The sequence below is a fragment of the Nocardia sp. NPDC056952 genome (genome assembly GCF_042674185.1).
Taxonomy (GTDB): domain Bacteria; phylum Actinomycetota; class Actinomycetes; order Mycobacteriales; family Mycobacteriaceae; genus Nocardia.
Map to the genome: position 1 here is coordinate 221339 of NZ_JBHURA010000007.1, position 20968 is coordinate 242306.

A 20968-nucleotide genomic window follows, 5' to 3' on the forward strand; every position below is an offset into this window, starting at 1 on the left:
GCCAGCTTAGATCCTAACTATCATCGACTCAAGTCAGATTGGCTATGATGTCTCTCATGGCAGCCGTGATGGAAGGACCCCTGGCCGATCTCAGCAAATGGGAGACGGCGGGCTGTTCGATCGCCAGAGCCATGGACCTCATCGGCACCCGCTCCGCGATGCTCATCCTGCGCGAGGCCTACTACGGCACCCGCCGCTTCGACGGCTTCGCCCACCGAGTGGGCATCACCGACGCCGCCGCGGCGGCCCAACTCCGCAAACTCACCGCCGCCGGCCTCCTGGAAAAGCGCCCCTACCAGGAGGAAGGAAAGCGCACCCGGCACGAATACGCCCTCACCCAGATGGGCCGGGACTTGCTTCCCGCGGTCGTGGCCCTCTGGCAATGGGGCGACGCCTACCTCCAGCCGGGCCCCCCGCCGCTCCTGCGGGTGGACGCGGAAACCGGCGAACCGGTCCGCGTCGACCTGCGCACCTCCGACGGCACCGAGATCCCCCTGGAACGCCTGGCGGTCCGAGTCAACGAGGACTACCTCCGCGACCGCGCCGAACGCCGAAAGAAGAACCTGGACAGCTAGGCGCTGAACACGCCGATCGTCACGTCCTCCGTGCCGAGGGCCTGGAACAGGCTGACCCACAGCAGGACGACCGGTTCGGTGCTGCGGGCCGTGTTGAGCGCGCCGAGGTCGATCAGCTGTTCGTCGGCCCAGCCGAAGGAGTTCAGCAGCCGCGCCACCTGGGTCTTGGCATCGGCGTCGTCACCGCTGAGGAAGACGGTGTGCTGTCCGGGAATTCGGGCCGGATCGACCATCACCTGGTTGTTGGTGGTGTTGAGCGTCTTCACCACGCGGGTGGCCGGAAAGGCCCGCTGGATTTCCTCGGCGACGCTGCCCGCTTCGGGGACAACGAGTTTCGGCGGAAAGCCCTGCGAGAAGTCGAGTGCGTTGGAGACGTCGACGAGGATCTTGCCCGCCAGGTTGTCCGCCCCGGCCGCGGTGAGCGCGGCCACCGATACCGTGCCCGACGTCGCATTCACGATCAGTTCGGCCGCGGCCGCCGCCTCGGCGAAAGTGCCGTGTGTGCCGCCGGTTTCGGCAGCCCACGCGGTCGCGTCGGCATTGTCGGCGGTCCGCGACCCCATCGTCACCGTGTGCCCGACCTCGACCAGCTTGCTCGCCAGCCGTCGACCGACCTGGCCGGTGCCGAGTACCGCTATGCGCATGTCACTACCTCATGTCGACAAACCCGCCCGGCGATCACCGGGGCCGAGCATCAGCATAGGGCCGGACCAGAATCGCGCCGAGCGTCTACGCGCACAGCGCAATCACGCGCGGGCGACTCGATCCACGAGCCGCCCGCGCATCCGGATCAGCGCAGGCGCCGGCCGTCCACGCTGAAGAAGTACACGTGTTCGGGGTCGGTGGTCAGGCGGAGGCGATCGCCCTTGGACGGCGGGTTGCGCCAATCCACGCGCGCCACAATCGTTTCCCCGGTCTGGCCGCCGGCTCCCGCCGCGAGGGCGCGACCGTAGACGTAGGCGTCGGAGCCCAGCTCCTCCACGACGTCGACCTCCAATTCGAGGCCGCCGTCGCCGACCTCGAGATGTTCGGGGCGGATGCCGAGGACCACGGAGCCCTCACCCGCGTCGGCCACCGCGCGCGGCACCCGTACCGGGTAGCCGCCGATGGTCACGGCGCCGTCGTCGACGGGGAGGGTGAACAGGTTCATCGCGGGCGAACCCATGAATCCGGCGACGAACATGTTCGCCGGATCGCGGTAGAGGTCGCGCGGCGAGGCGCACTGCTGGAGCAGTCCGTCCTTGAGAACCGCCACACGGTCGCCCATCGTCATCGCCTCGACCTGGTCGTGCGTGACGTAGACGGTGGTGGTGCCGAGCCGGCGCTGCAACTGGGCGATCTGGGTACGGGTCTGCACGCGCAGCTTCGCGTCGAGGTTCGACAGCGGCTCGTCCATCAGGAACACCCGCGGCTGCCGCACGATCGCGCGCCCCATCGCCACGCGCTGGCGCTGTCCGCCCGACAGCGCCTTCGGCTTACGGTCGAGGTACTGCTCGAGGTCGAGGAGCTTGGCTGCCTCGAGCACCCGCTCGTCGCGCTCGGCCTTGGAGACCTTGGCCAGCTTCAGCGCGAAGCCCATGTTCTCCGCGACCGACATGTGCGGGTAGAGCGCGTAGTTCTGGAACACCATCGCGATATCGCGATCCTTGGGTTCGGCGTTGGTCACGTCCTTGTCGCCGATCCGGATGCACCCGGCGTTGACCTCCTCGAGGCCGGCCAGCATGCGCAGCGAGGTCGATTTGCCACACCCGGAGGGTCCGACGAGTACGAGGAATTCGCCGTCGGCGATCTCCAGGTCGAGTGCGTCGACCGCGGGTTTGGTGGCACCGGCGTAGAGCCGGGTAGCGCGGTCGAAAGTCACGGTAGCCATGCGTAGATCAACATCCCATCCCGGCAGGAACGTGCCGGACGATCCGAGTAGTGGGTCGCTGGGATCGTAGCGGCCCACAACAGCGCCGGGTAGCCTCGGTCGCGGTGCCAACCCGAGCCGTCGAGGAGCCAGCGAGATGAGTCGTCCGGTCCGTATCGGAGTCCAGCTTCAACCGCAGCACGCGCCCGATTACGGTCTGATCCGCGACGCGGTGTTGCGGGCCGAGGACGCCGGAGTCGACATCGTCTTCAACTGGGATCACTTCTTCCCGCTCACCGGCGACCCGGCGGGCGCGCATTTCGAATGCTGGACGATGCTCGGCGCGTGGGCGGAGCAGACCGAGCGGGTCGAACTCGGCGCGCTGGTCACCGGTGGCGGCTACCGCAATCCCGACCTGCTCGCGGATATGGCGCGCACGGTGGACAACATCAGCGGCGGCAGGCTGATCCTCGGCATCGGCGCGGGCTGGTTCGAGCGTGACTACGACGAGTACGGCTACGAGTTCGGTACGCCGGGCAGCAGGCTGACCCTGTTGAAGGAAAGCATGGCGCGCATCACCGCCAGGCTCGGGAAGCTGAACCCGCCGCCGGTCCGCGACATCCCGATCCTGATCGGCGGCGGTGGTGAGCGCAAGACGCTGCGCCTGGTCGCCGAGTACGCCGACATCTGGCACTCCTTCGCCGACGCGGCGACTCTCGGCCGCAAGAACAAGGTGCTGGCCGAGCACGCGGCCGTCGTCGGTACCGACGACTCGCGGATCGAGCGTTCGGTGCAGTGGCAGGGTCGCGACGAGGCGAAGGCGCTGCACGATGCGGGCGTCACCCTGTTCACCGTGGGTGTTTCCGGCCCCGGCTACGACCTCACCGAAGTCCGGCGCGCCATCGAATGGCGTGACGAGACGAACCCGGCCGTCCTGGAGGGCCTCGCGTAATTTCGATCACGCTGCGGCAAACCCGCTTCCGGGACTCGACCGGCTGTCGTCGTGGATCGACACCGTGAGCCGCAGCCCTGCGTAACCTTCGCTGTGCAAGGTTGCGGCTAGGGTCTATCGGCATGGCAGGTGTACGAACTCGGGCGCGGATCGCTGCCCTCTTGCTCCTCGTCGGCGTCGCGGCGACCGGTTGTGGCGGCTCCGAGAGCAGCTCCGCGCGTGACCTCTGTTCGCCACCGGGACCGAGCGCCGCAGCTGCCGCGCCGACCAATCTGGCCGCGGGCGAAACCGCGGGCGCCGATCGCTACACCACCGCGACAACCGTGCCGGTCGACTCGATCGACACCACGAAACTCGGTCTGCTCAACCCGGGCACCCTGAGCGTCGGCACCCTGTCCGACGCGCCGCCCAGCATCTGCGTCAACAGCGAGGGCGCCTTCACCGGCTTCGACAACGAACTCCTCACCGCGATCGGCGCGAAACTCGGCTTGCGCGTGGAGTTCTCCGGCACCGAGTTCGCCGGTCTGCTCGCCCAGGTGTCGGGCAAGCGTTTCGACGTCGGCTCGTCCAACATCACCACCACCGATGCCCGGCGCGAACTGGTCGGCTTCACCAACGGCTACGACTTCGGCTACTTCTCCCTGGTCGTTCCGCAGGGCAGCGCGGTGAAGGGCTTCGGTGACCTGAACCAGAGCTCGCGCATCGCGGTGGTGCAGGGGACCGTGCAGGACGAATTCGTGGTGAACCAGCTGAAGCTGGATCCGGTGAAGTTTCCCGACTACAACACCGCCTACGCGAACCTGAAGTCCGGCCAGGTCGACGCCTGGGTCGCACCGTCGGCGCAGGCCGAGGGCGCGATCAAACCGGGCGACGGAATCGTGGTCTCGCAGAACACCTTCAGCCTCGACAACTTCGTCGGCTACGCGGTGGCCAAGAACAACCAGCCGCTGATCGACGCGCTCAACTCCGGCTTGGACGCGGTGATCGCAGACGGCACCTATGCCCGCCTGTACGCCGATTGGGTGCCGCGTGAACTCCCGCCGGGGTGGAAGCCGGGCTCCAAAGCGGCTCCCACACCCCAGCTCCCGGACTTCAAAGCGCTCGCGGCCGAGAACCAGCCGGGGGAGACCGAACAGGTCGCGCAGAAGTCGACGCTGCAACAGTTGAAGGACACGTTCTTCGATTGGTCGTTGTACCGCAAGGCTTTTCCCGATCTGATCAAGACCGGTCTGCCGAATACCCTGATCCTGGCGTTGGTCTCGGGTGTCCTCGGCACCGTGATCGGCATGTTGCTCGCGGTGATGGGCATTTCCCGCACCCGCTGGTTGCGCTGGCCCGCCCGCGTCTACACCGACATCTTCCGTGGCCTGCCCGCCGTGGTGATCATCCTGCTCATCGGTCTCGGCATCGGCCCGGTGGTCCGCAATATCACCGGCGGCAACCCGTACTGGCTCGGCGCGGTGGCGCTGGCTCTGCTCTCGTCGGCCTATATCGGCGAGATCTTCCGCTCCGGTATCCAGTCGGTGGAGCCCGGTCAGCTCGAAGCCGCGCGCGCGATCGGCTTCGGGTACCGGCAGTCGATGACGCTGGTGGTGATTCCGCAGGGTGTGCGCCGGGTGCTGCCCGCGCTGATGAACCAGTTCATCGCGCTGATCAAGGACTCGTCGCTGATCTATTTCCTCGGTCTGCTCGCCTCGCAGCGCGAACTGTTCGCCGTCGGCCGCGACCTCAACGCCCAGACCGGCAACCTCTCCCCACTGGTCGCGGCGGGCCTGATGTACCTGGTGCTCACCATCCCGCTCACCCACCTGGTCAACTACATCGACCAGCGCATGCGCACCGGCAAACCCACTCCCGCCGACCCGATCGAGCAGGCAGTCATCACAGAAGGGCGAGGCGCATGAGCGCATCGTTGACCGGCACCGGGCTCAATCTGACGCTCGGCAACAACCACATCCTGCGCGGTGTCGACATCCATGTCGAGGCGGGCCACGCCACCACCGTCATCGGCCCATCCGGCTCGGGTAAGTCGACGCTGCTGCGCGTGCTCAACCGCCTGCACGAACCCGATTCCGGCGACGTACTGCTCGACGGCAAGTCGGTGCTGAAGGACAACCCCGACAAGCTGCGCCAGCGTATCGGCATGGTCTTCCAGCAGTTCAACCTGTTCCCCCACAAGACCGTCGCCGACAACATCGTGCTCGGCCCCCGCAAACTGCGTGGCCTGTCCGCCGACGAGGCCCGTGCCCTGGCGATCGAACAGCTCGAGATCGTCGGCCTGGCCGACAAGGCCGACGCCCGGCCCGCCTCGCTGTCGGGCGGCCAGCAGCAGCGCGTCGCCATCGCCCGCGCGCTGGCCATGAAACCGGAGCTGATGTTCTTCGACGAGGCCACCTCGGCGCTGGACCCCGAGCTGGTGAAGGGCGTGCTGGCGCTGATGGCCGACCTCGCCTCGGGCGGCATGTCGATGATCGTGGTGACCCACGAGATGGGGTTCGCCCGCGAGGTCTCCGACAGCGTCGTGTTCATGGATCAGGGCGTCGTCGTGGAGACCGGCAGCCCCGACGCCCTGTTCGACGACGCCAAGACGCCACGCCTGCGACGCTTCCTAGATCAGGTCCTCTGACCAGGTAAGGGGCCTCGCAGCAACGCATGCGCAACTGCTAATGTCGGAAGTGCTTCAGCTCCATTCGATCAGTACCGGACCGAGTTCCGGGAAACCGGAAAGAGAGAGCCGATGACCACCACGCACGCCGAACACCCGCAGCACACCCATGTCCACGGCCCCACCTGCGGCCACGTCGCCGTTCCGCACGAGGATCACGTCGACTACGTCCACGACGGTCACCTGCACCGCGAACACGACGGCCATTTCGACGAGTGCGAGACCTCAGCACACGTCGAGCACACCGCCCACACCCACGAGCACGGCCCCGGTTGTGGTCATGTCGCGGTCCCGCACGGCGACCACGTCGACTACATCCACGACGGCCACCGCCACGCCGCCCACGCGGACCATTACGACGATCACTGACCACCAGGCCGACCCCGCCCCGGTGGGGTCGGCTGCCCGTACTACCTCTGGCTCGACGATCGATCGGTTCCCCGGATACTGTCTGTGCCTGCGGCCTGCGTCATGCCTGCCGATTCACGAATGGGGATTCTCGGTCGATGGGCAGAACAATCAGGCGCACAATGGCTTTCGGTGTCGTCGGCAGCGTGCTGGCAGCATGCGTCGCCACCTTCGGCGCGGGCAACGGCCTGGCCGACGGGCGCGATCCGATCATCGAAGCCAAGAAGCTCCTCGCGACGCCGACCACCGCGAACGGCTCGAACATCATCTCGAGCAGGGTCGATGATCGAAATCTGACCATGCTGGTCTTCTCCGCCGCGATGAACAAGGGCATCACCGTGAAGGTGCAGCGTCCGAAAGACGCCTCTGTGCCGCGCCCGGCGCTCTACCTCCTCAACGGCGCCGGGGGCGGCGAGGACCGCGCGACCTGGTGGCAGAACACCGATGTCGGCGATTTCCTCGCCACCAAGGACGTCAATGTGGTGATGCCGATCGGCGGCGCCTGGGCGTACTACACCGACTGGCAGCAAGACGACCCCGCGCTCGGCCGCAACAAGTGGCGCACCTTCCTCCTCGAGGAACTCCCACCCCTGGTCGACGCGGCACTGGGCACCAACGGCGTCAACGCCATCGCCGCCAACTCGATGACCGCGACTGCCGTCCTGCAATTGGCCGAGGCCAAGCCGGGCTTCTACCAGTCCGTCGCCGGCTACAGCGGCTGCGCGCAGATCTCCGACCCGATCGGCAAGCAGTTCACCAAGCTGGTCGTGGAGACCTACGGCGGCGGTGACGTCGGCAATATGTACGGTGCCGACGACGACCCGGCCTGGGTCGCCAACGACCCGGTCGTCCACGCCGAGAAGCTGCGCGGCACCAGGCTGTTCGTCTCGGACGCCTCCGGCCTGCCGGGCCCGCACGACCGCATCGACGACCCGTACATGATGAATCCGACGCCGTTCGGCCTGGCCAACCAGCTCGTCGTCGGCGGGATCATCGAGGCCGCGGTCAACTGGTGCACCCGCAACCTCGAGTCCCGGCTCGACGAGTTGGGGATTCCCGCCACCTTCGATCGTCAAGCGAGCGGCACGCACTCCTGGGGCTATTGGCGTGATGCCTTCTATCGGTCGTGGCCGGTGCTGGCCGCGGGTCTGGGATTGCCCGAATAGCCGTTCAGTCGGTGACGGTCGCGAAGGCGGCCCAGAGCAGGGGCGAGTTCTCGGCCGCCGGAGCGTCGCGCCATGCGGACAACTGTGACCGCTGCCAGGTCAGCAGGGTGGGGACGGGTGTGGAGGAATCGTGAGCGGTGTCCACGGCGCAGATCGCGGCCTGCAGCGGGTGGCCCGTGGTGGGGGTGAGGGTGTGGAAGGCGTGGTCGGTGGGCAGCGGCCAGCGGGTGGCGGTGACGAGCTCGGCGCCCGCCGACAGGGCCGCGGTGGTGAGACCGAGGGCCTCGGTGAAACGCAGGTCGCCGCCGCTTTCACAGGCGATGAGGGCGACGCGGCTCGGCATCGGCCACCGGTCACGTCCAGGGACGGGGGTGGAGTCGAGCGTATGGGTGCCGAGGAGAAGGTCTTTCGCCGAGAGCGGGCGATGGGTGCGGTTCGTCGCCGCGAAGCCCCGGGTGTCGGCGGTGCAGCTCAGGTGGAGCTCGGCGTGTTCGCTCCGGCCCGATTCCGGTGCGGGAGCGGTGACATGGCCGACGTAGACGAGTCGGCTCGCGCCCGTCCGCAGCACCTCGGACAACCAGTCGCGGTCGGTGTCGGCGCGCCGGAAGAGTTCGACCGTGTCGTCGACACGGGGAACCACGCGATCTCCGTAGCGGCCGAAGTGTTGTGCCACCAGGGTTTCCGCCGACGGCCTGCCGAGCACCGAGCCGAGTTCGGAGTCCGCGCGAAACCCGGGCACGCGCGGATCGAGCACCGCGACCACGGGTAACTCGCGAGTATCGTTCCAGCGGTGCGCGATGCGATCCGGCGCGTGCACCACCGAGACCGGTGCGAGCAGGCTGATGTCGGCGATGTCCAGCAGCCGGATCCCCGCGTCGGGGGCGAGGATCTCCCACGGCACCTGCGCCAGCCTGGGTGAAGGCTGGATCCGCAGATGCGGCCGAATCCCACGCTGCGACAGTTCGTACAGCTGCACGGCGAGCCCATAGGGCAGCAGGGTGCGTGACAAAGCCTGTGCCAGCGCACTTTCCGCCTCGGGATCGACCAGTGCCCCCGTGGTCATGACCCGCCGCAGATCGTCGGGTCGCGCGGGGTCGGGTACCGCGTCGGTCAGCAGTCGCAGTGTCTCGCGCACATGGTCTCGGGGCAGTACCGCTACGCCACGCGCCAACGCGTCGCCGGCCCATCGCCACGACACGTACACGTCACCCGCGTCGGCCAGCCTGATGAAGGCTGTCGGCACACTGCTGAGTTCGGCAGCCGAAGGCGTTCCCGTCGCCGGCTCGTTCACAGCGCGATCACCCGGCGGTCGCGGACGGGGCGTCCGTAGCGTTGCTCGGCGTGGGAGATGAAGTCCGCCAGGACGATGCGGCCTTGGTCGGTCAGCCGGGGTGGTGGCGCGACGGGGATGCCCGCGGCGGCGGCGACATCGGCGAGCGCGGCGCCGAGTTGCAGGGCCGGTGTGGTGATCTGCTCGGCGGGCTCGGGATCGAACAGCTGGAATTCGAGGGTAGGCGCCGTGACGTCGGTGTACGCGGTGGTATCGAGAGTGGTTCCAGCGCACTGCGTCTCGATCAGATCGCTCACCAGTTGACCGTTTCCGGCGAGGGCGGCGCATCGGAAGGCGACGCGCATGGCGGGTTCGGCGACGGTGCGGTGCCAGTGTTCACGCTGGTTGCCGTTGGGGAGGGTGTGGCGGACGGCATCGATGGCGAGGGCGGCGGGGACCGCCAGGGACACCGCGCGGGCCACCAGGTCCGGATCGGGTTGTGCCGCTTGCTCGATCGAGGCATGGAGGAGTTCGGCGTGCCAGTAGTCGAGCTGGGCGCAGTGCATCCCGAGTCCCTGGGCGGCGTAGGCCGCGAACGAGGTGTCCAGTAGCTGCTCGGCGCCAGCGAGATCGCCTTCCGCACAGGCGACGGTGGCCAGGCGCAGCCGCACGTCCGCCGCGTCCACCACCGCGCCGGTGGCGTCGAACCGATCCAGTGCCCGCTCGTAAAACGCACGCGCCGTGGTGAAGTCACCCCGGCGTTCGGCGAGGAAACCCATCGTCTTCGACCCGATCCCGGACCAGTGGCCCAGTTCACCGGCCTCGAAGAACTCCTGACTGGCCAGCAACGGCTCCTCGGCCTCGTCGAAATGCCCGGCCCGCACCAGCATCGTGGCCAGATTCTGCTGCGACTCCGCGACCGAGGCGGCCTCGCCCGCCGCGGCGAAAGCGGCCACCCCCTGGCGCGCGAAGTCGATAGCCAGTTCCCAGCGGCCGGTCTCGAACGAACAGGCCGCCAGGTTCATCAACGGGTGACCGGCCAGCTCCGGCGCGAAACGCTCCGTCACACCGAGAGATTCGACCGCCAGCTCACCGGCGCGCGCCCACTGCTGCCGATGCAGCGCGACCGCCGTCAGCGACAACAGGCACGCCACCCGCAGCAGCCCCTGATCGGTGCTGTCGGCGAGCAGCGCACGCGCCTCCTCGAGCACATCCTGCGCGGCATCGAACTCGCCCAGATGCTGGAAGGCCTGCGACAGATTCACCAACGCCGCAGGTCGCTGATGTGCGGCATCGTCGGGCATTTCCGCAAGAGCCGTTCGGAACAGCACCACCGAGCGCCGATGCTCCCCGAGCTCGTCGGCCATACTCGCGGCGTTGATCAGCGCGGCACTGCGCAATCGCGGCGCCGCACCGTCGGCCGCCCGCTCGAAGATCTCCAGTGCCGCGATCACATCGCCACGCTGATAGGCCGCGTACCCCGCGGTGAGCTGGGCGTCGTCGCGATCGGATGTCCTGCCCGTGGCTGCCATCAGAAGTCCTCGTCTGTTTCAGCGGCCGCTGTTTCGGCGCTCAGGCGCTGGTCGCCGGTGTGTTCGGTGAGCCGGGCGCGGGCGAATCGGCGGATCCGATCCCGGGCGGCCGACTCGTCTTCCAGCGGATCGGCAGGGCCGACGCCGGGCACGAAAACGGTGATCTCCGGCGAGCTTTCCGGTGTACCGGGGATTCGCGCCGAGCCGGTCCAGGCATCGCCCCGCAGATGCAAGGGCATCTCGACATCGGGTCCCGGTGGGGCGTGCTCAGTGCCGTCGGGCAGCCGCACTCGTACGCGCGCGTGCGGGCGAAGGTGTTCGGGGACGAGTCGCCGGCAATCCGGCGCGGCGACCACGCTGACCCGCACCGTCGACACCCCGCCCGCGCGGGATACCTGCCACGACACGGCGTGCTCGCCCGCGTCGAGAATGCCGGGCGGGCAACGTCGCCAGTCCCAGCCGCCACTGCCGCGCGCCACGATCAGCCCGTCGGACGAGTCGGCGCCGCCGGCCGCCAAGGCGTAGTCCTGCGCGCGACCCCGTGATCCTGTCGACTCGCCGAGCGGCCTTCGCTCGTCGGTGGAGTCGGACAACCCGAAGTCTTCCTGCGTGCCCGGTATCGACGAGCCGGTGCCGGGCTCGTCGTCGCCGTCGACCGCCATTTCGCATTTCGCGGTGAGCAAGCCGATTTCCTCGACCAGCAGCCGCGGATCCAGGGCGGGAATGCCGTCGATAGTCGACGCGGGCCACCACCGGCTCGCCCAGTGCGCGTAGGCAAGTCGCCGCAGGGCCGCCGCCGAAGCGCGTCGGGCGGGCGCGGCTGTCAGCTCTCCGGGCCGGTTGTCCGCGAGCGCCGAGGCGACCTCTTCGCCGTACACCGCCCACACCCAATCCTGTGCGGCATCGACGTCGTCGAGTACTGCGGCGGGCACCGACTCGTCGTCGAACAGGCTCCAGCTCAGATGCCCTCCCACGACCTCGATAACCAGCACATCGAGCCCCGGCGCGGCATCGGTGACCAGTGGCGCCCGCTCCGGAGCGATCACCAGCAAGCCCGGCTCCGCATGGCGAAGGTGCACGACTGTCATCAGCTGGCCCTCGCTTCCACATCGGCCACGGTGTCGGCGGTCAGCGCCTGTTTCACCCGCGTGCGGTGGTCCAGGATCACCGACCGGGCGACACCGTCGAGCAGATCCCACAGCTCACCGGGATCGAACACCGGCAGCTCGCGCACATCCCGGCCGTGCAAACGCACCCACAACCTGCGCGAATACGGCCGCCACGGCGCGTGTAACTCGGCGGCGACCGCCGCGAGCGGTCCTGTCTGCCCGTCGACCACGTGCACCGCGTACCGGCGCGCCTGCAGCACATACCCTTCCCGCCGCCAGCGACCGTTGACCACCTCGTGCGCACGCGACGAAGGAGCCGGGTCGACCGCCGCCGGGGTACCGAACGGGGAGAGACCCAGCGCCAGTTCGGAACCCGCCGCCGCGGCGACCCGTAGCGATTCGTCGAGCAGTCCCCATGGCGAACAACTGCGCGAGATCTCCCGCGTGACCAGCTCCGGAATCTCGGGGAGGTCGGTCCGATCGATGCTGCCCTGCAACACCGTGAAGACCCGCTCGTACACGGTCCGGTCGAAGGGCAGACCGAGACTCGCGGTCGACGCGGACGCGCCGAGCTCGGGTCGCTGTGGGCTGGCACAGATGGTGAGCCCCAGGTCGTCGGCGCCCGCGTCGGGATGCGCGAGCCACAGGGCGATCCCGCGTCGGGTGCCGGCACCGCTGTCGACGATGTCGTCGAACAGCGGCCCCGCATCGGCCGGATCCCCCGAACGAGCGAGCGTGCAGGCTTCGAGCAGCTCGGTCAGCTCGGCCGCCAGATCCCTTGCGCCGTAGGGGGCGAGCGGGCGGCGTGCCCAGGCGATGTCCAACAGCTCGGCCAGCCCTGGTGCTCGAGCCGGGTCGGTCACATGGCGTTTCAGCGCGGCGGTGGTGCGCCCACCGGTGCTGTCGTGGACTTCGCGCAGCGTCGCCTCGGCCCTCGCGTGCGCGCGGTCGCCCTCCGGCGCACCGTCTACGGTCGCCAGCTCGAAGCAGCGCTGGAAGTACAGATCCTGGGCGTTCCCCTCGGTGATCCGCAGCCTGCGCCGCACCTGCTTCAGGACGACGAACCACGCCGCACACGCCCGCAGCGCATCGGACTGCGCGTGCAGCAGTGCCGTGAGCAGCGCGATCCCGTCCTCGTCGAGCATGCTCGACGCCAGCCCGGGATGCTGCATCGGCCGCAGTACCAGCGGATCGAGAATCAACTTCACCGTCCGCCGCAACGGCCCACCGTCGGCCCCGCTCAGCGCGTCGACGCCGTCGAGTCCCCGCCACACCTCATCGAGCACCATGGCGCGCGGTCTCCGCATCCGACCAGGTTATAGGTATTTTCGGCGGCCGGTGCGGCGGTTGCCGAGCACGAAAGTTGGGATCGGTAGGCGGGAAAAGTTTTCTACCTTTCTCTCAACGGGTTACCAGCCCGGTCACACCGAGAGAAACGGAAACCACCATGAACACCAAGCTGATCGCCGCCCTCGCCGCTTCCGCCGCCGCCACCGCGCTGTTCGTCACCGGTTGCAGCGACGATGCCGGCACCACCTCCCCGAGCACCGCCGGATCGGCCGCTCCGGCCCCGGCCGCGGGCAAGTCCACCGCCACTGTCGACGGCAAGGAATTCACCGCGAAGTTCGACACCACCTGCGCCAAGCAGGCAGGCACCCTCGCGCTGGCGCTCACCGATACGGCCAACGCCACCTACGGCAGCCTCTCGGTCAGCGCGTCGGTCGAAGGCGAGAAGGTCCAGGCGGTCGCCATCGGCGGTAGCCAGGGCGGCGCCAACGGCCTGCCCTACGCCGTCGGCTACGGCAACGGCCAGCCCGGCGGTTCCGCGACCCTGGCCAAGGACGGCAACACCTACCGCATCACCGGCGAGGGCATCAGCGCCGACATGACCAACCCGCTGGCGGGCCCGTCGACGGTGAAGTTCGACATCACCTTCGCCTGCTCCACCATCGTCGGCGCCTGATCGACACAGGCGCGCAGCGCTCCTCAGCCGCGCATGGCCGGAGCGAATGCGGAGGTACGCCTGATCGTTCGCGACCCGGTCGCATCCATCCAAGGAGAAATCATGAAATCCAAACTGCGTGCGGCCGCGGTCGCCTTCGGAATCCTCGCCATCGGCTACTACCTCTTCTACGGCCTCACCTACACCCCCGACGAATACACCGGCGCGATGCTCGGCTGGGTCGGTCCCCAGATGGCCCTGCCGATCATCGCGCTCACCATCGTCCCGATCGTCTTCGCCTTCACCGGCGACGGCATTCTCGAAGCCTTCACCGGCCGCAACAGCAGCGAGTTCCGCGACGCCGCGGTCGGTATCGGCACCATCACCTCGTTTCGGCAGACCGGCGTCTCGGTGAACGACCAACCACAGGTCAAGATCGCTTTCCGGGTCGAGGGGTCCGACGGAAAGGTCTTCGACTCGCACGCCAAGATGATCGTGCCGCTCACCGAGCTGGCCCTGCTGCAGCCGGGCGTCGTCCTGCCGGTCCGGTATCTGCCGGGCCGCACCGACAAGGTCGAGGTCGACCGCTCCGGCGACAACGGCGCCGCCCAGCGCGCGATGAACGAATCGCTCATCCGCAAGGGCATCACCACCCGGGGCAAGCTCGACATCGCCGAACGCGGGCTGGCTGCCCAGGCCGTGGTCCGCAGCCTGGACGTCCCCGGCCGCATCCGCGGCGGCTACACCGAGATCGCGCTCGGTCTGGTGGTCACCCGCCCGGACGGCACCACGTTCGAGACTCGCGCCGAGAAGTATCTGCCGCCCACCGCGGTCGGACACGTGCAGGTCGGCCGGATCGTGCAGGTGCACTATCTCCCGGGCAACGAGCAGGAAGTGGTGATCTCCCTTCCGGTCAACGCCTGATGACAACGTCCTGCGCACTCGGCGCGCGCTGTGGCTGATCCATCCGTGATCGGTCACAGCGCGCGCCGAGTTTTGGTCGTCCGTTCATCTACGCGTTCCCGATGGCTCGCTTGGGCTGCTTACGGTGCCCGGAGTCCGTTCTACTCAGGAGTCACCGTGAGTCCGAAACCGCTCGCCCTGTTCGTCAAGCATGACGGTCAGTCGGCACGCGCCGCCCTGACCTGTGAATACAAGTGCGGCAACGCCTGCTTTCACGAGCCCCCGAACACCTCGGAGGGTGCCTACTTCGGTGACATCGTCAGCGGCCTCAACCGCCGTGGCCTGATCAAGGGCGGCGCGGCCGCGGTGCTGGCTGTCGGCGCCGCGAGTGCGCTGGCCGCCTGTGGTGACGACTCCGAGGCCGCGAAGACCCCGGCCCCGACTCCGGCCGGAACCCCCGGCACCGGAACGGCGTTCACGGCGGTGGCGCCGAACAAGGAAGACGCGCTGACCATTCCGGAGGGCTACGACCAGCAGGTCGTCATCCGCTGGGGTGACCCCATCTTCGCCGACGCCCCCGCGTTCGACTTCGACAAGCAGACCGCCGCGGCGCAGCTGAAGCAGTTCGGCTACAACAACGACTTCGCCGCGCTGATGCCGATCGAGGGCCAGGCCAACAGCTACCTGCTCGTGGTCAACCACGAGTACACCACCGGCCCGATGATGTTCCGCGGGTACAACAAAGACGCGCCGACCGACGAGCAGATCGCGATCACCAAGGCCGCCCACGGCATGGCCGTGGTCGAGGTCAAGGGCGAAGCGGGCTCCGGCAAGCTCACCCCGGTCTTCGGTAAGTACAACCGCCGCATCACCGCCGACACCGAGTTCCTGCTCACCGGTCCCGCCGCGGGCAGCGCGTTCACCGTCACCGGTGCCGACCCCTCGGGCAAGAAGGTCCTCGGCACCTTCGCCAACTGCGCCGGTGGTGTGACTCCTTGGGGCACAGTGCTTTCCGGTGAGGAGAACTTCAACGGCTACTTCGCCAACGGCGACAAGGCCTCCGACCCGCAGGGGCGCGTCAAGCGCTACGGCTTCCCCAAGGGCGGCACGCCGAACCAGTGGGAGCGCACCGACAAGCGCTTCGACCTGAGCCAGGAACCCAACGAGGCCAACCGTTTCGGCTATGTCGTCGAGGTCAACCCGTGGGATGCCGCCGCCACGCCGATCAAGCACTCCGCGATGGGTCGCCTCAAGCACGAGGGCGCGTCGATCTACGTCACCGACTCCGGTGATGTCGTCTCCTACACCGGCGACGACGAGAAGTTCGACTACATGTACAAGTTCGTGTCCTCGCGCAAGATCCAGTCCGGCACCGGCGCTTCCGCGATGCGGCACAACCTGACCATCCTCGACGCGGGCACCCTCTACGTCGCCAAGCTCACCGGCGACCACGCCGACAAGATCGACGGCAGCGGCGCGGTCCCCTCCGACAAGGGCTTCACCGGCAAGGGCCAGTGGATTCCGCTGCTCGAGACCGGCGACGACGGCAAGGGCAAGTCCCTGGTCGACGGCATGTCCGCCGCGGAGGTGGCGGTGTTCACCCGCCTGGCCGCCGACAAGGTCGGCGCCACCAAGATGGACCGCCCGGAAGACTTCGAGGCCAACCCGTTCACCGGCAAGGTCTACGTGGCGCTGACCAACAACGACAACCGCGCCAAGGACGACAAGCCGGGTGTCGACGAGGCCAACCCGCGCAAGCTGAACAAGAACGGCCAGGTCCTCGAGCTCACCGACAACCACACCGGCACCGACTTCACCTGGTCGCTGCTGCTGGTCTGCGGTGACCCCGCCGCCGCCGACACCTATTTCGCCGGCTTCGACAAGACCAAGGTCAGCCCGATCTCCTGCCCGGACAACCTGGCCTTCGACCCGTACGGCAACCTGTGGATCTCCACCGACGGCAACGCCCTCAAGACCAACGACGGCCTCTTCTCGGTGATCCTCGACGGCCCCAACCGCGGTGAGACCAAGCAGTTCCTGACCGTGCCCAAGGGCGCGGAGACCTGCGGCCCGATCGTCACCGAATCCCACGTCATCGTGTCGGTCCAGCACCCCGGCGAGGCCGATGACGCCACCCCCGACAACCCGCAGTCCCACTGGCCCGACGGCGGCACCTCTCAGCCGCGTCCCGCCGTGGCGGTCGTCTGGAAGAAGAACGGCGGACGAATCGGCGTCTAGCCGACCCCCGATCCGCTGACGAAACCGCTACTCGGCTGGGCGAGTGGCGGTTTTGTCATGTCTGTCCTCAGCTGCTGCCGAACATTCCCGACATGTTGGCGAAGCGGGCGAGGTCGCCTTGCGCGCCGCTGTAGATGTTGACGTCGGTGCCGCCGTGGATGCCGGGGACCGTGCCGCGGTCGGTGGTTTGCCAGAAGGTCCAGGTGGGCCAGTTGCCGGGGACCTCGGGCTGGTCGTTGCCGCTGTAGTCGGCGATCCAGAGCGGGTATCGGGTGAAGGCGCTGGTGTCGGCCATCGCGGTCTTCCAGAAGTGCGGGTAGGTGTAGATGATGGGCGTGCGGCCGGTGAGGGTTTGCAGCGCGTTGAGGTAGCGGTGGGTCCAGTCGATGAGGGCGGCGGGGGCCAGGCCACCCGCGGTCTCCAGGTCGAGCACCGGGGGCAGGTCGAGGGGCCCGTTCTGGCCGAGGACCGTCGCCGCGTACATCGCGGCCTGCGGTTCGGGCGGCAGTTCGGGGCGTGCGAAATGGTAGGTGCCGCGCGCCACCCCGGCGGTGCGCATGAGAATGCTGTCCTGCACGAAGAACGGATTGATGTAGTGCAGTCCCTCGGTGGCCTTCACCATCGCGAACTGGTGTCCGGCCGCGCGCACCGCGTGCCAGTCGATCATCCGGCCGTCCACATGCTGCCAGGACGACACATCCGGCCCGCTGGGCTCCGCCTGCGCGGTAGCGGGTAGCGCGCAGGCCAGGGCGATGAGCGCAACACAACCACGAACCGTCGAACTCCAGCGCTTGGTGTCCATGGCCGTCGACCGTAGTGACTTGTTGCCTGTGTGACCAGTGGTGTTGGTGAGTGTCTGTGAATAGTTACGGAAAGCCTGTCGGCCCGTGCCCGTATCTTGGTGCGGACATCGGCTGACAGAAAGTGGTGGGCATGGCGCGCAAGCGTGAGGTGCGGTTCGAACCGGCGGTCGCGAAGCCGGGGGCGCTGCGACCCGCGGTCTCGCCCGGCGACGACCCGATCGACGAACTGACCGTCACCGACGTCGAATATCGCGACGCGGATTTCGCCGAGCGTCACGTCTCCGGCATCAGCGTCGAGGCCTGCGTGTTCGACAGCGTTCGGTTTCCGAGCACCCTGCGGCACAGCACCATCGCCGAGTCCACGCTGCGAGTCTGCGATCTGGCCAACGTTCAGGCCGATGACTCGTCGATGATCGAATCCCTGATCGAGCACGGTCGTCTCACCGGATTGTCGTGGACCGCGGGTGTGCTCCGCGACGTCCTGATCGACTCCACGCGCGCCGACCTGTCCTCCTTCGCTCAATCCCGTCTGCGCACAGTGGTGTTCCGCGACTGTGATCTACGTCAAGCCGACTTCCAGAGCGCCGAGTTCCGCAACGTCCGCTTCGAACGCTGCAATCTCGTCGGAGCCCGCTTCGCCGGCGCCCGCATCCAGCAGAACCTGCGCTTCGAAGACTGCGACCTCACCGGCATCTACGGCATCACCGCCCTGCGCGGCGCCACCATCAACGGCGGCGACCCGGAGGGATTGGCGTCGACTCTCGCGCGCGAACTCGGCATCACCGTCGAATGGCACACCGATATCGCGGAGAGTTAGCCGAGCCAATCGAGAACCGAAGCGGCAGTCCAGGATTGCTGCATGCTCCCCAGCGGAGCGCCGGTGTACGGCTCGTAGTACTCGGCGAAGCTGCCGTCACTGGCCTGGCGCAGACCTTCGGCGCGGAGCATGTAGGAGCGCTCGGCCCAGCCACGGCGGGCGAAGGCCCAGGAGAACAGCCAGCTCATCACCGGCCAGACGGGGCCGCGCCAGTATTCGCGGGAGCGGAAGTCCTTGGAGACCGGCGAGGTGGACGGTGGCAGGGCGTAGCGCAGGTCGGGGTGGCCGCAGAAACGGGGGCCCTCGAAGGTGTTGAGGAGGGCGCGCTCGGCGTGGCGCGGCAGGCCGCCCGAGATCAGCGGGGCGAACATGGCGAGGGTCTCGGTACTGATCCAGCGTTGCAGGCGGACGTCGTAGTCCTTTGCGGCGCCGGTCCGTTCGTCGGTGGTGGCGACCACGCCCTTGCGGAAACGTTCGGCCCAGCCGTGCAGTTCGCGGACGTCGGCGTGCGGTTGTTTGTACTCCTCGCCGATATCGGCGAGCACCTCGCAGGCCAGTGCGAAGATCGCCGACACGAACACGTCCTCCACGGCGAAACTCATCACCGAGGTGAGCTGGAAATCGTCGTAGTTCGCGCGGCGCATCTGCTCGACCAGCCACAGGTAGCGGTCGTACTCACGGTCGCTCGGCCGCTGGGTGGGGTCGGAGATGATCGAGGTGTCCGCGCGCCGGTACGGCGGAAGATCCGTCCCCGGAACGACATTGGCGTAGGCGCGGTCCCAGCGCGGGGAGTTGTCCATGCCGGATTCCCAGCCGTGGTACAGCGTGATGCGCCCGGTTTCCTTGGGGTCGCGGGCATGCGCGAGCCAGCGGTGCCAGCGCACCAGATCGGGCCAGCGGCGGTTCAGGAATTCCTCGGCGACCGCGCGGGTGGAGCGGCCGTGCCTGCGGGAATGGTCGAGGATCCGCTGCACGGCGATGGCGTGCACCGGCGGCTGGGTGATGCCGGAGGTATCGGGGCCGTCGGGGGCGTTGCTCGCCAGCTTGCGACATTCCCACCGCGCGGGCCCGGGAAAGTATCCGTCGACGCCGTTGGCGAACACGATGTGCGGGATCATCCCGTTCTTCCACTGCGCCGACAGCAGCGTGTCGAGCTCGACCACCGCCCGCTCCACGCTCAACGGCGCCAGCCCCACCGCCACGAACGCCGCGTCCCAGCTCCACATGTGCGGGTAGAGGCGGGGCGCGGCACTGGTCATCGTGCCCAGGTCGTTGCCCCGCAGGAGGTAGGCGGCGCGGGCCGCGAGCTGCGTCGAGGTGAAACCTGGGTCGGTCATCTATCTATTCTGCGGTGGAGCAGGGCCTATGGCATCTCGACGGCACTGTGACGATCAGTACCCGGCTTGACGCGGCGTGTTCTGCGCCGCCGACCCGACCGAGCTGAGCATGGTGGTGATGCACAGCCCGACCAGCAGGTTGATCGCCGCGGTCGCGATCTTGGCGTCCAGGTCGGCGACCAGCGTGAACGGCAGAATCACCGCGACGGCCGTCAGGAGCAGGCAGATCCAGGTGAAGAAGGTGAGCGGGCTCGGCATCGCCAGCAACAGCACCATCAACAGTGCCGTGGCCAGCAGCGCGGCGGCCGCGGCGGCGATGGCGTAGGAGGTGGTGGAGACGGTGCCGTACGCGCCCGCGCCCTCGGGCGAGAGGATCGCGATGCCGAGCACCCCGCGGATGAGCATGATCGCGACGACCACCAGCAACGCGGCCACGACGGCCGTGCCGATACCGCCTGCCCACAGCTTGCCCACATTGACCTTGGGCTCCGGTTCGCCCTGGGGATAGTGGGGCTGGCCCTGGCCGTACTGGGGCTGGCCCTGGTGCTGGGGATACTGCGGGTCCGCTGGTCCGTAGTTGTACCGGGGATCGGTCATAGTCCGACGGTACTAGTCGGTGCTGTCATCCGCGCGCGGAAACGGCCAGGGTGTCGAGATCTGCCTGCCCGCTAGCGTGGGATGTATGACGGTGACCAGTACTCCCGCCCAGACCGCTCTCATCACCGGCGCGAGCCGTGGACTCGGTGCCGCGATCGCCCGCGAACTCGCGCCCACCCACGACCTGCTGCTCGGTGCCAGATCCGCCGATGCGCTGAAGCCGATTCTCACCGAGCTGCCCGAGGCGACGGGCTGGCCGGTCGCGCTCACCGACTACGCGGCGGTGGCCGCGGCCGCCGAGCCGATCTCGCGACTCGATGTCCTCGTGCACAACGCGGGTATCGCCGACCTCGGAACGGTCGCCGAGTCCTCGGTCGAGCAGTGGCGCGAAACCCTCGAGGTCAACCTGATCGCGGTTGTCGAGCTGACAAGGGTGTTGCTGCCCGCACTGCGTGCCGCGAACGGGCACGTGGTGCTCATCAATTCGGGCGCGGGATTGCGCGCGCATCCCGGCTGGGGCTCCTATGCGGCCAGCAAGTTCGGGCTGCGCGCCTTCGCCGACGCACTGCGTCAGGAGGAGCCCGCGCTGCGGGTGACCTCGCTGTTCCCCGGTCGCATCGACACCGATATGCAGCGGGCGATCGTCGCCGACGAGGGTCGCGAGTACCGGCCGGAGGAGTTCCTCACCGCCGAGACGGTGGCCGGTGCCGTGCGAACGGCCGTCGACACCCCTCGCGACGGACATCCGACCGAGATCGTCTTGCGGCCGCGCTGACCGCGACGAGGCGATTCGGTATGGTCGCCG

Annotated in this window: 20 protein-coding genes; 11 read left to right on the forward strand and 9 right to left on the reverse strand. The window is 68.2% G+C overall.

The features are described 5' to 3' along the window. Window positions 1-44 precede the first annotated feature (44 nt). Window positions 45-575 carry a winged helix-turn-helix transcriptional regulator gene (locus tag ACFTS5_RS24305; RefSeq protein ID WP_378634913.1) on the forward strand — a complete coding sequence of 177 codons (531 nt, stop codon included), beginning with the start codon at window positions 45-47 and terminating at the stop codon, window positions 573-575. On the opposite strand, the gene ACFTS5_RS24310 is transcribed toward ACFTS5_RS24305, so the two are convergent. Then, complete coding sequence (locus tag ACFTS5_RS24310) at window positions 572-1219, reverse strand: NADPH-dependent F420 reductase (protein ID WP_378634915.1); 648 nt, start codon at window positions 1217-1219, stop codon at window positions 572-574. The two genes, ACFTS5_RS24305 and ACFTS5_RS24310, sit on opposite strands and share 4 nt — an antisense overlap. A 146-nt stretch (window positions 1220-1365) precedes the next feature. Then, window positions 1366-2445, reverse strand: coding sequence for an ABC transporter ATP-binding protein (locus ACFTS5_RS24315; protein WP_378634918.1), 1080 nt, complete (start codon window positions 2443-2445; stop codon window positions 1366-1368). Window positions 2446-2581: 136 nt separating this feature from the next. Here ACFTS5_RS24315 and ACFTS5_RS24320 point away from each other — a divergent pair, with 136 nt between their 5' ends. From ACFTS5_RS24320 to ACFTS5_RS24340, 5 genes are all read left to right on the forward strand, one after another. After that, on the forward strand, window positions 2582-3376 hold the full coding sequence (locus tag ACFTS5_RS24320) for an LLM class F420-dependent oxidoreductase (RefSeq protein WP_378634920.1): 795 nt from the start codon (window positions 2582-2584) through the stop codon (window positions 3374-3376). Between the two features lie 122 nt (window positions 3377-3498). Further along, window positions 3499-5280, forward strand: coding sequence for an ABC transporter substrate-binding protein/permease (locus ACFTS5_RS24325; protein ID WP_378634923.1), 1782 nt, complete (start codon window positions 3499-3501; stop codon window positions 5278-5280). Next, the gene (locus tag ACFTS5_RS24330) at window positions 5277-6002 is read left to right on the forward strand and encodes an amino acid ABC transporter ATP-binding protein (RefSeq protein WP_378634926.1); all 726 of its coding nucleotides are present in this window, start codon (window positions 5277-5279) and stop codon (window positions 6000-6002) included. Before ACFTS5_RS24325 ends, ACFTS5_RS24330 begins: the two co-directional genes overlap by 4 nt. A gap of 111 nt (window positions 6003-6113) precedes the next feature. Further along, window positions 6114-6410 (forward strand): hypothetical protein, encoded by a 297-nt coding sequence (locus ACFTS5_RS24335; protein ID WP_067454945.1) that lies wholly within the window; start codon window positions 6114-6116, stop codon window positions 6408-6410. A 137-nt stretch (window positions 6411-6547) separates the two neighbouring features. Further along, window positions 6548-7615, forward strand: coding sequence for an alpha/beta hydrolase (locus tag ACFTS5_RS24340; RefSeq protein ID WP_378634929.1), 1068 nt, complete (start codon window positions 6548-6550; stop codon window positions 7613-7615). A gap of 4 nt (window positions 7616-7619) precedes the next feature. On the opposite strand, the gene ACFTS5_RS24345 is transcribed toward ACFTS5_RS24340, so the two are convergent. Genes ACFTS5_RS24345 through ACFTS5_RS24360 form a run of 4 tightly spaced genes read right to left on the reverse strand, consistent with a single transcriptional unit; the run spans window position 7620 to window position 12815 of the window. Beyond that, complete coding sequence (locus tag ACFTS5_RS24345; protein WP_378634930.1) at window positions 7620-8906, reverse strand: CHAT domain-containing protein; 1287 nt, start codon at window positions 8904-8906, stop codon at window positions 7620-7622. After that, window positions 8903-10417 (reverse strand): tetratricopeptide repeat protein, encoded by a 1515-nt coding sequence (locus ACFTS5_RS24350; RefSeq protein WP_378634933.1) that lies wholly within the window; start codon window positions 10415-10417, stop codon window positions 8903-8905. The genes ACFTS5_RS24345 and ACFTS5_RS24350 overlap by 4 nt, the downstream gene beginning before the upstream one ends. Further along, window positions 10417-11505, reverse strand: coding sequence for a hypothetical protein (locus tag ACFTS5_RS24355; protein ID WP_378634935.1), 1089 nt, complete (start codon window positions 11503-11505; stop codon window positions 10417-10419). Before ACFTS5_RS24355 ends, ACFTS5_RS24350 begins: the two co-directional genes overlap by 1 nt. Then, window positions 11505-12815: a hypothetical protein gene (locus tag ACFTS5_RS24360; RefSeq protein ID WP_378635268.1), complete on the reverse strand. Its 1311-nt coding sequence runs from the start codon at window positions 12813-12815 to the stop codon at window positions 11505-11507. The genes ACFTS5_RS24355 and ACFTS5_RS24360 overlap by 1 nt, the downstream gene beginning before the upstream one ends. 158 nt (window positions 12816-12973) lie before the next feature. Between ACFTS5_RS24360 and ACFTS5_RS24365 the strand changes: the two genes are divergently transcribed. The 3 genes from ACFTS5_RS24365 (at window position 12974) to ACFTS5_RS24375 (ending at window position 16609) form a co-directional block, all read left to right on the forward strand. After that, the gene (locus ACFTS5_RS24365; protein WP_378634938.1) at window positions 12974-13489 is read left to right on the forward strand and encodes a lipoprotein LpqH; all 516 of its coding nucleotides are present in this window, start codon (window positions 12974-12976) and stop codon (window positions 13487-13489) included. 102 nt (window positions 13490-13591) lie between these two features. Continuing rightward, window positions 13592-14392, forward strand: a complete 801-nt coding sequence (locus ACFTS5_RS24370; protein WP_378634940.1) for a hypothetical protein — start codon at window positions 13592-13594, stop codon at window positions 14390-14392. Between the two features lie 156 nt (window positions 14393-14548). Further along, the gene (locus ACFTS5_RS24375; protein WP_378634943.1) at window positions 14549-16609 is read left to right on the forward strand and encodes a PhoX family protein; all 2061 of its coding nucleotides are present in this window, start codon (window positions 14549-14551) and stop codon (window positions 16607-16609) included. Window positions 16610-16676: 67 nt separating this feature from the next. Here ACFTS5_RS24375 and ACFTS5_RS24380 read toward each other — a convergent pair whose 3' ends face one another. Further along, window positions 16677-17411, reverse strand: coding sequence for a glycoside hydrolase family 25 protein (locus tag ACFTS5_RS24380; protein ID WP_378634945.1), 735 nt, complete (start codon window positions 17409-17411; stop codon window positions 16677-16679). A gap of 131 nt (window positions 17412-17542) precedes the next feature. On the opposite strand from ACFTS5_RS24380, the gene ACFTS5_RS24385 reads away from it, so the two are divergent. Further along, window positions 17543-18229, forward strand: coding sequence for a pentapeptide repeat-containing protein (locus ACFTS5_RS24385; RefSeq protein ID WP_378634947.1), 687 nt, complete (start codon window positions 17543-17545; stop codon window positions 18227-18229). Here ACFTS5_RS24385 and ACFTS5_RS24390 read toward each other — a convergent pair. Continuing rightward, a complete protein-coding gene (locus ACFTS5_RS24390) occupies window positions 18226-19566 on the reverse strand; it encodes an amylo-alpha-1,6-glucosidase (RefSeq protein ID WP_378634949.1) in 1341 nt (446 codons plus the stop codon). The genes ACFTS5_RS24385 and ACFTS5_RS24390 overlap by 4 nt on opposite strands. A 54-nt stretch (window positions 19567-19620) precedes the next feature. Continuing rightward, on the reverse strand, window positions 19621-20163 hold the full coding sequence (locus ACFTS5_RS24395) for a DUF6069 family protein (protein ID WP_378634952.1): 543 nt from the start codon (window positions 20161-20163) through the stop codon (window positions 19621-19623). An 85-nt stretch (window positions 20164-20248) separates the two neighbouring features. On the opposite strand from ACFTS5_RS24395, the gene ACFTS5_RS24400 reads away from it, so the two are divergent. Further along, window positions 20249-20938 (forward strand): SDR family oxidoreductase, encoded by a 690-nt coding sequence (locus ACFTS5_RS24400; protein WP_378634955.1) that lies wholly within the window; start codon window positions 20249-20251, stop codon window positions 20936-20938. Window positions 20939-20968: the final 30 nt, after the last annotated feature.

Coding starts and splice junctions, on each gene's coding strand:
- ACFTS5_RS24330 (WP_378634926.1), top strand. CDS start 5,277: ATGAGCGCATCGTTGACCGGCACCGGGCTCAATCTGACGCTCGGCAAC.
- ACFTS5_RS24340 (WP_378634929.1), top strand. CDS start 6,548: ATGGGCAGAACAATCAGGCGCACAATGGCTTTCGGTGTCGTCGGCAGC.
- ACFTS5_RS24370 (WP_378634940.1), top strand. CDS start 13,592: ATGAAATCCAAACTGCGTGCGGCCGCGGTCGCCTTCGGAATCCTCGCC.
- ACFTS5_RS24360 (WP_378635268.1), bottom strand. CDS start 12,815: ATGGTGCTCGATGAGGTGTGGCGGGGACTCGACGGCGTCGACGCGCTG.
- ACFTS5_RS24315 (WP_378634918.1), bottom strand. CDS start 2,445: ATGGCTACCGTGACTTTCGACCGCGCTACCCGGCTCTACGCCGGTGCC.
- ACFTS5_RS24355 (WP_378634935.1), bottom strand. CDS start 11,505: ATGACAGTCGTGCACCTTCGCCATGCGGAGCCGGGCTTGCTGGTGATC.
- ACFTS5_RS24335 (WP_067454945.1), top strand. CDS start 6,114: ATGACCACCACGCACGCCGAACACCCGCAGCACACCCATGTCCACGGC.
- ACFTS5_RS24350 (WP_378634933.1), bottom strand. CDS start 10,417: ATGGCAGCCACGGGCAGGACATCCGATCGCGACGACGCCCAGCTCACC.
- ACFTS5_RS24320 (WP_378634920.1), top strand. CDS start 2,582: ATGAGTCGTCCGGTCCGTATCGGAGTCCAGCTTCAACCGCAGCACGCG.
- ACFTS5_RS24380 (WP_378634945.1), bottom strand. CDS start 17,411: ATGGACACCAAGCGCTGGAGTTCGACGGTTCGTGGTTGTGTTGCGCTC.
- ACFTS5_RS24325 (WP_378634923.1), top strand. CDS start 3,499: ATGGCAGGTGTACGAACTCGGGCGCGGATCGCTGCCCTCTTGCTCCTC.
- ACFTS5_RS24390 (WP_378634949.1), bottom strand. CDS start 19,566: ATGACCGACCCAGGTTTCACCTCGACGCAGCTCGCGGCCCGCGCCGCC.
- ACFTS5_RS24400 (WP_378634955.1), top strand. CDS start 20,249: ATGACGGTGACCAGTACTCCCGCCCAGACCGCTCTCATCACCGGCGCG.
- ACFTS5_RS24310 (WP_378634915.1), bottom strand. CDS start 1,219: ATGCGCATAGCGGTACTCGGCACCGGCCAGGTCGGTCGACGGCTGGCG.
- ACFTS5_RS24395 (WP_378634952.1), bottom strand. CDS start 20,163: ATGACCGATCCCCGGTACAACTACGGACCAGCGGACCCGCAGTATCCC.
- ACFTS5_RS24365 (WP_378634938.1), top strand. CDS start 12,974: ATGAACACCAAGCTGATCGCCGCCCTCGCCGCTTCCGCCGCCGCCACC.
- ACFTS5_RS24385 (WP_378634947.1), top strand. CDS start 17,543: ATGGCGCGCAAGCGTGAGGTGCGGTTCGAACCGGCGGTCGCGAAGCCG.
- ACFTS5_RS24305 (WP_378634913.1), top strand. CDS start 45: ATGATGTCTCTCATGGCAGCCGTGATGGAAGGACCCCTGGCCGATCTC.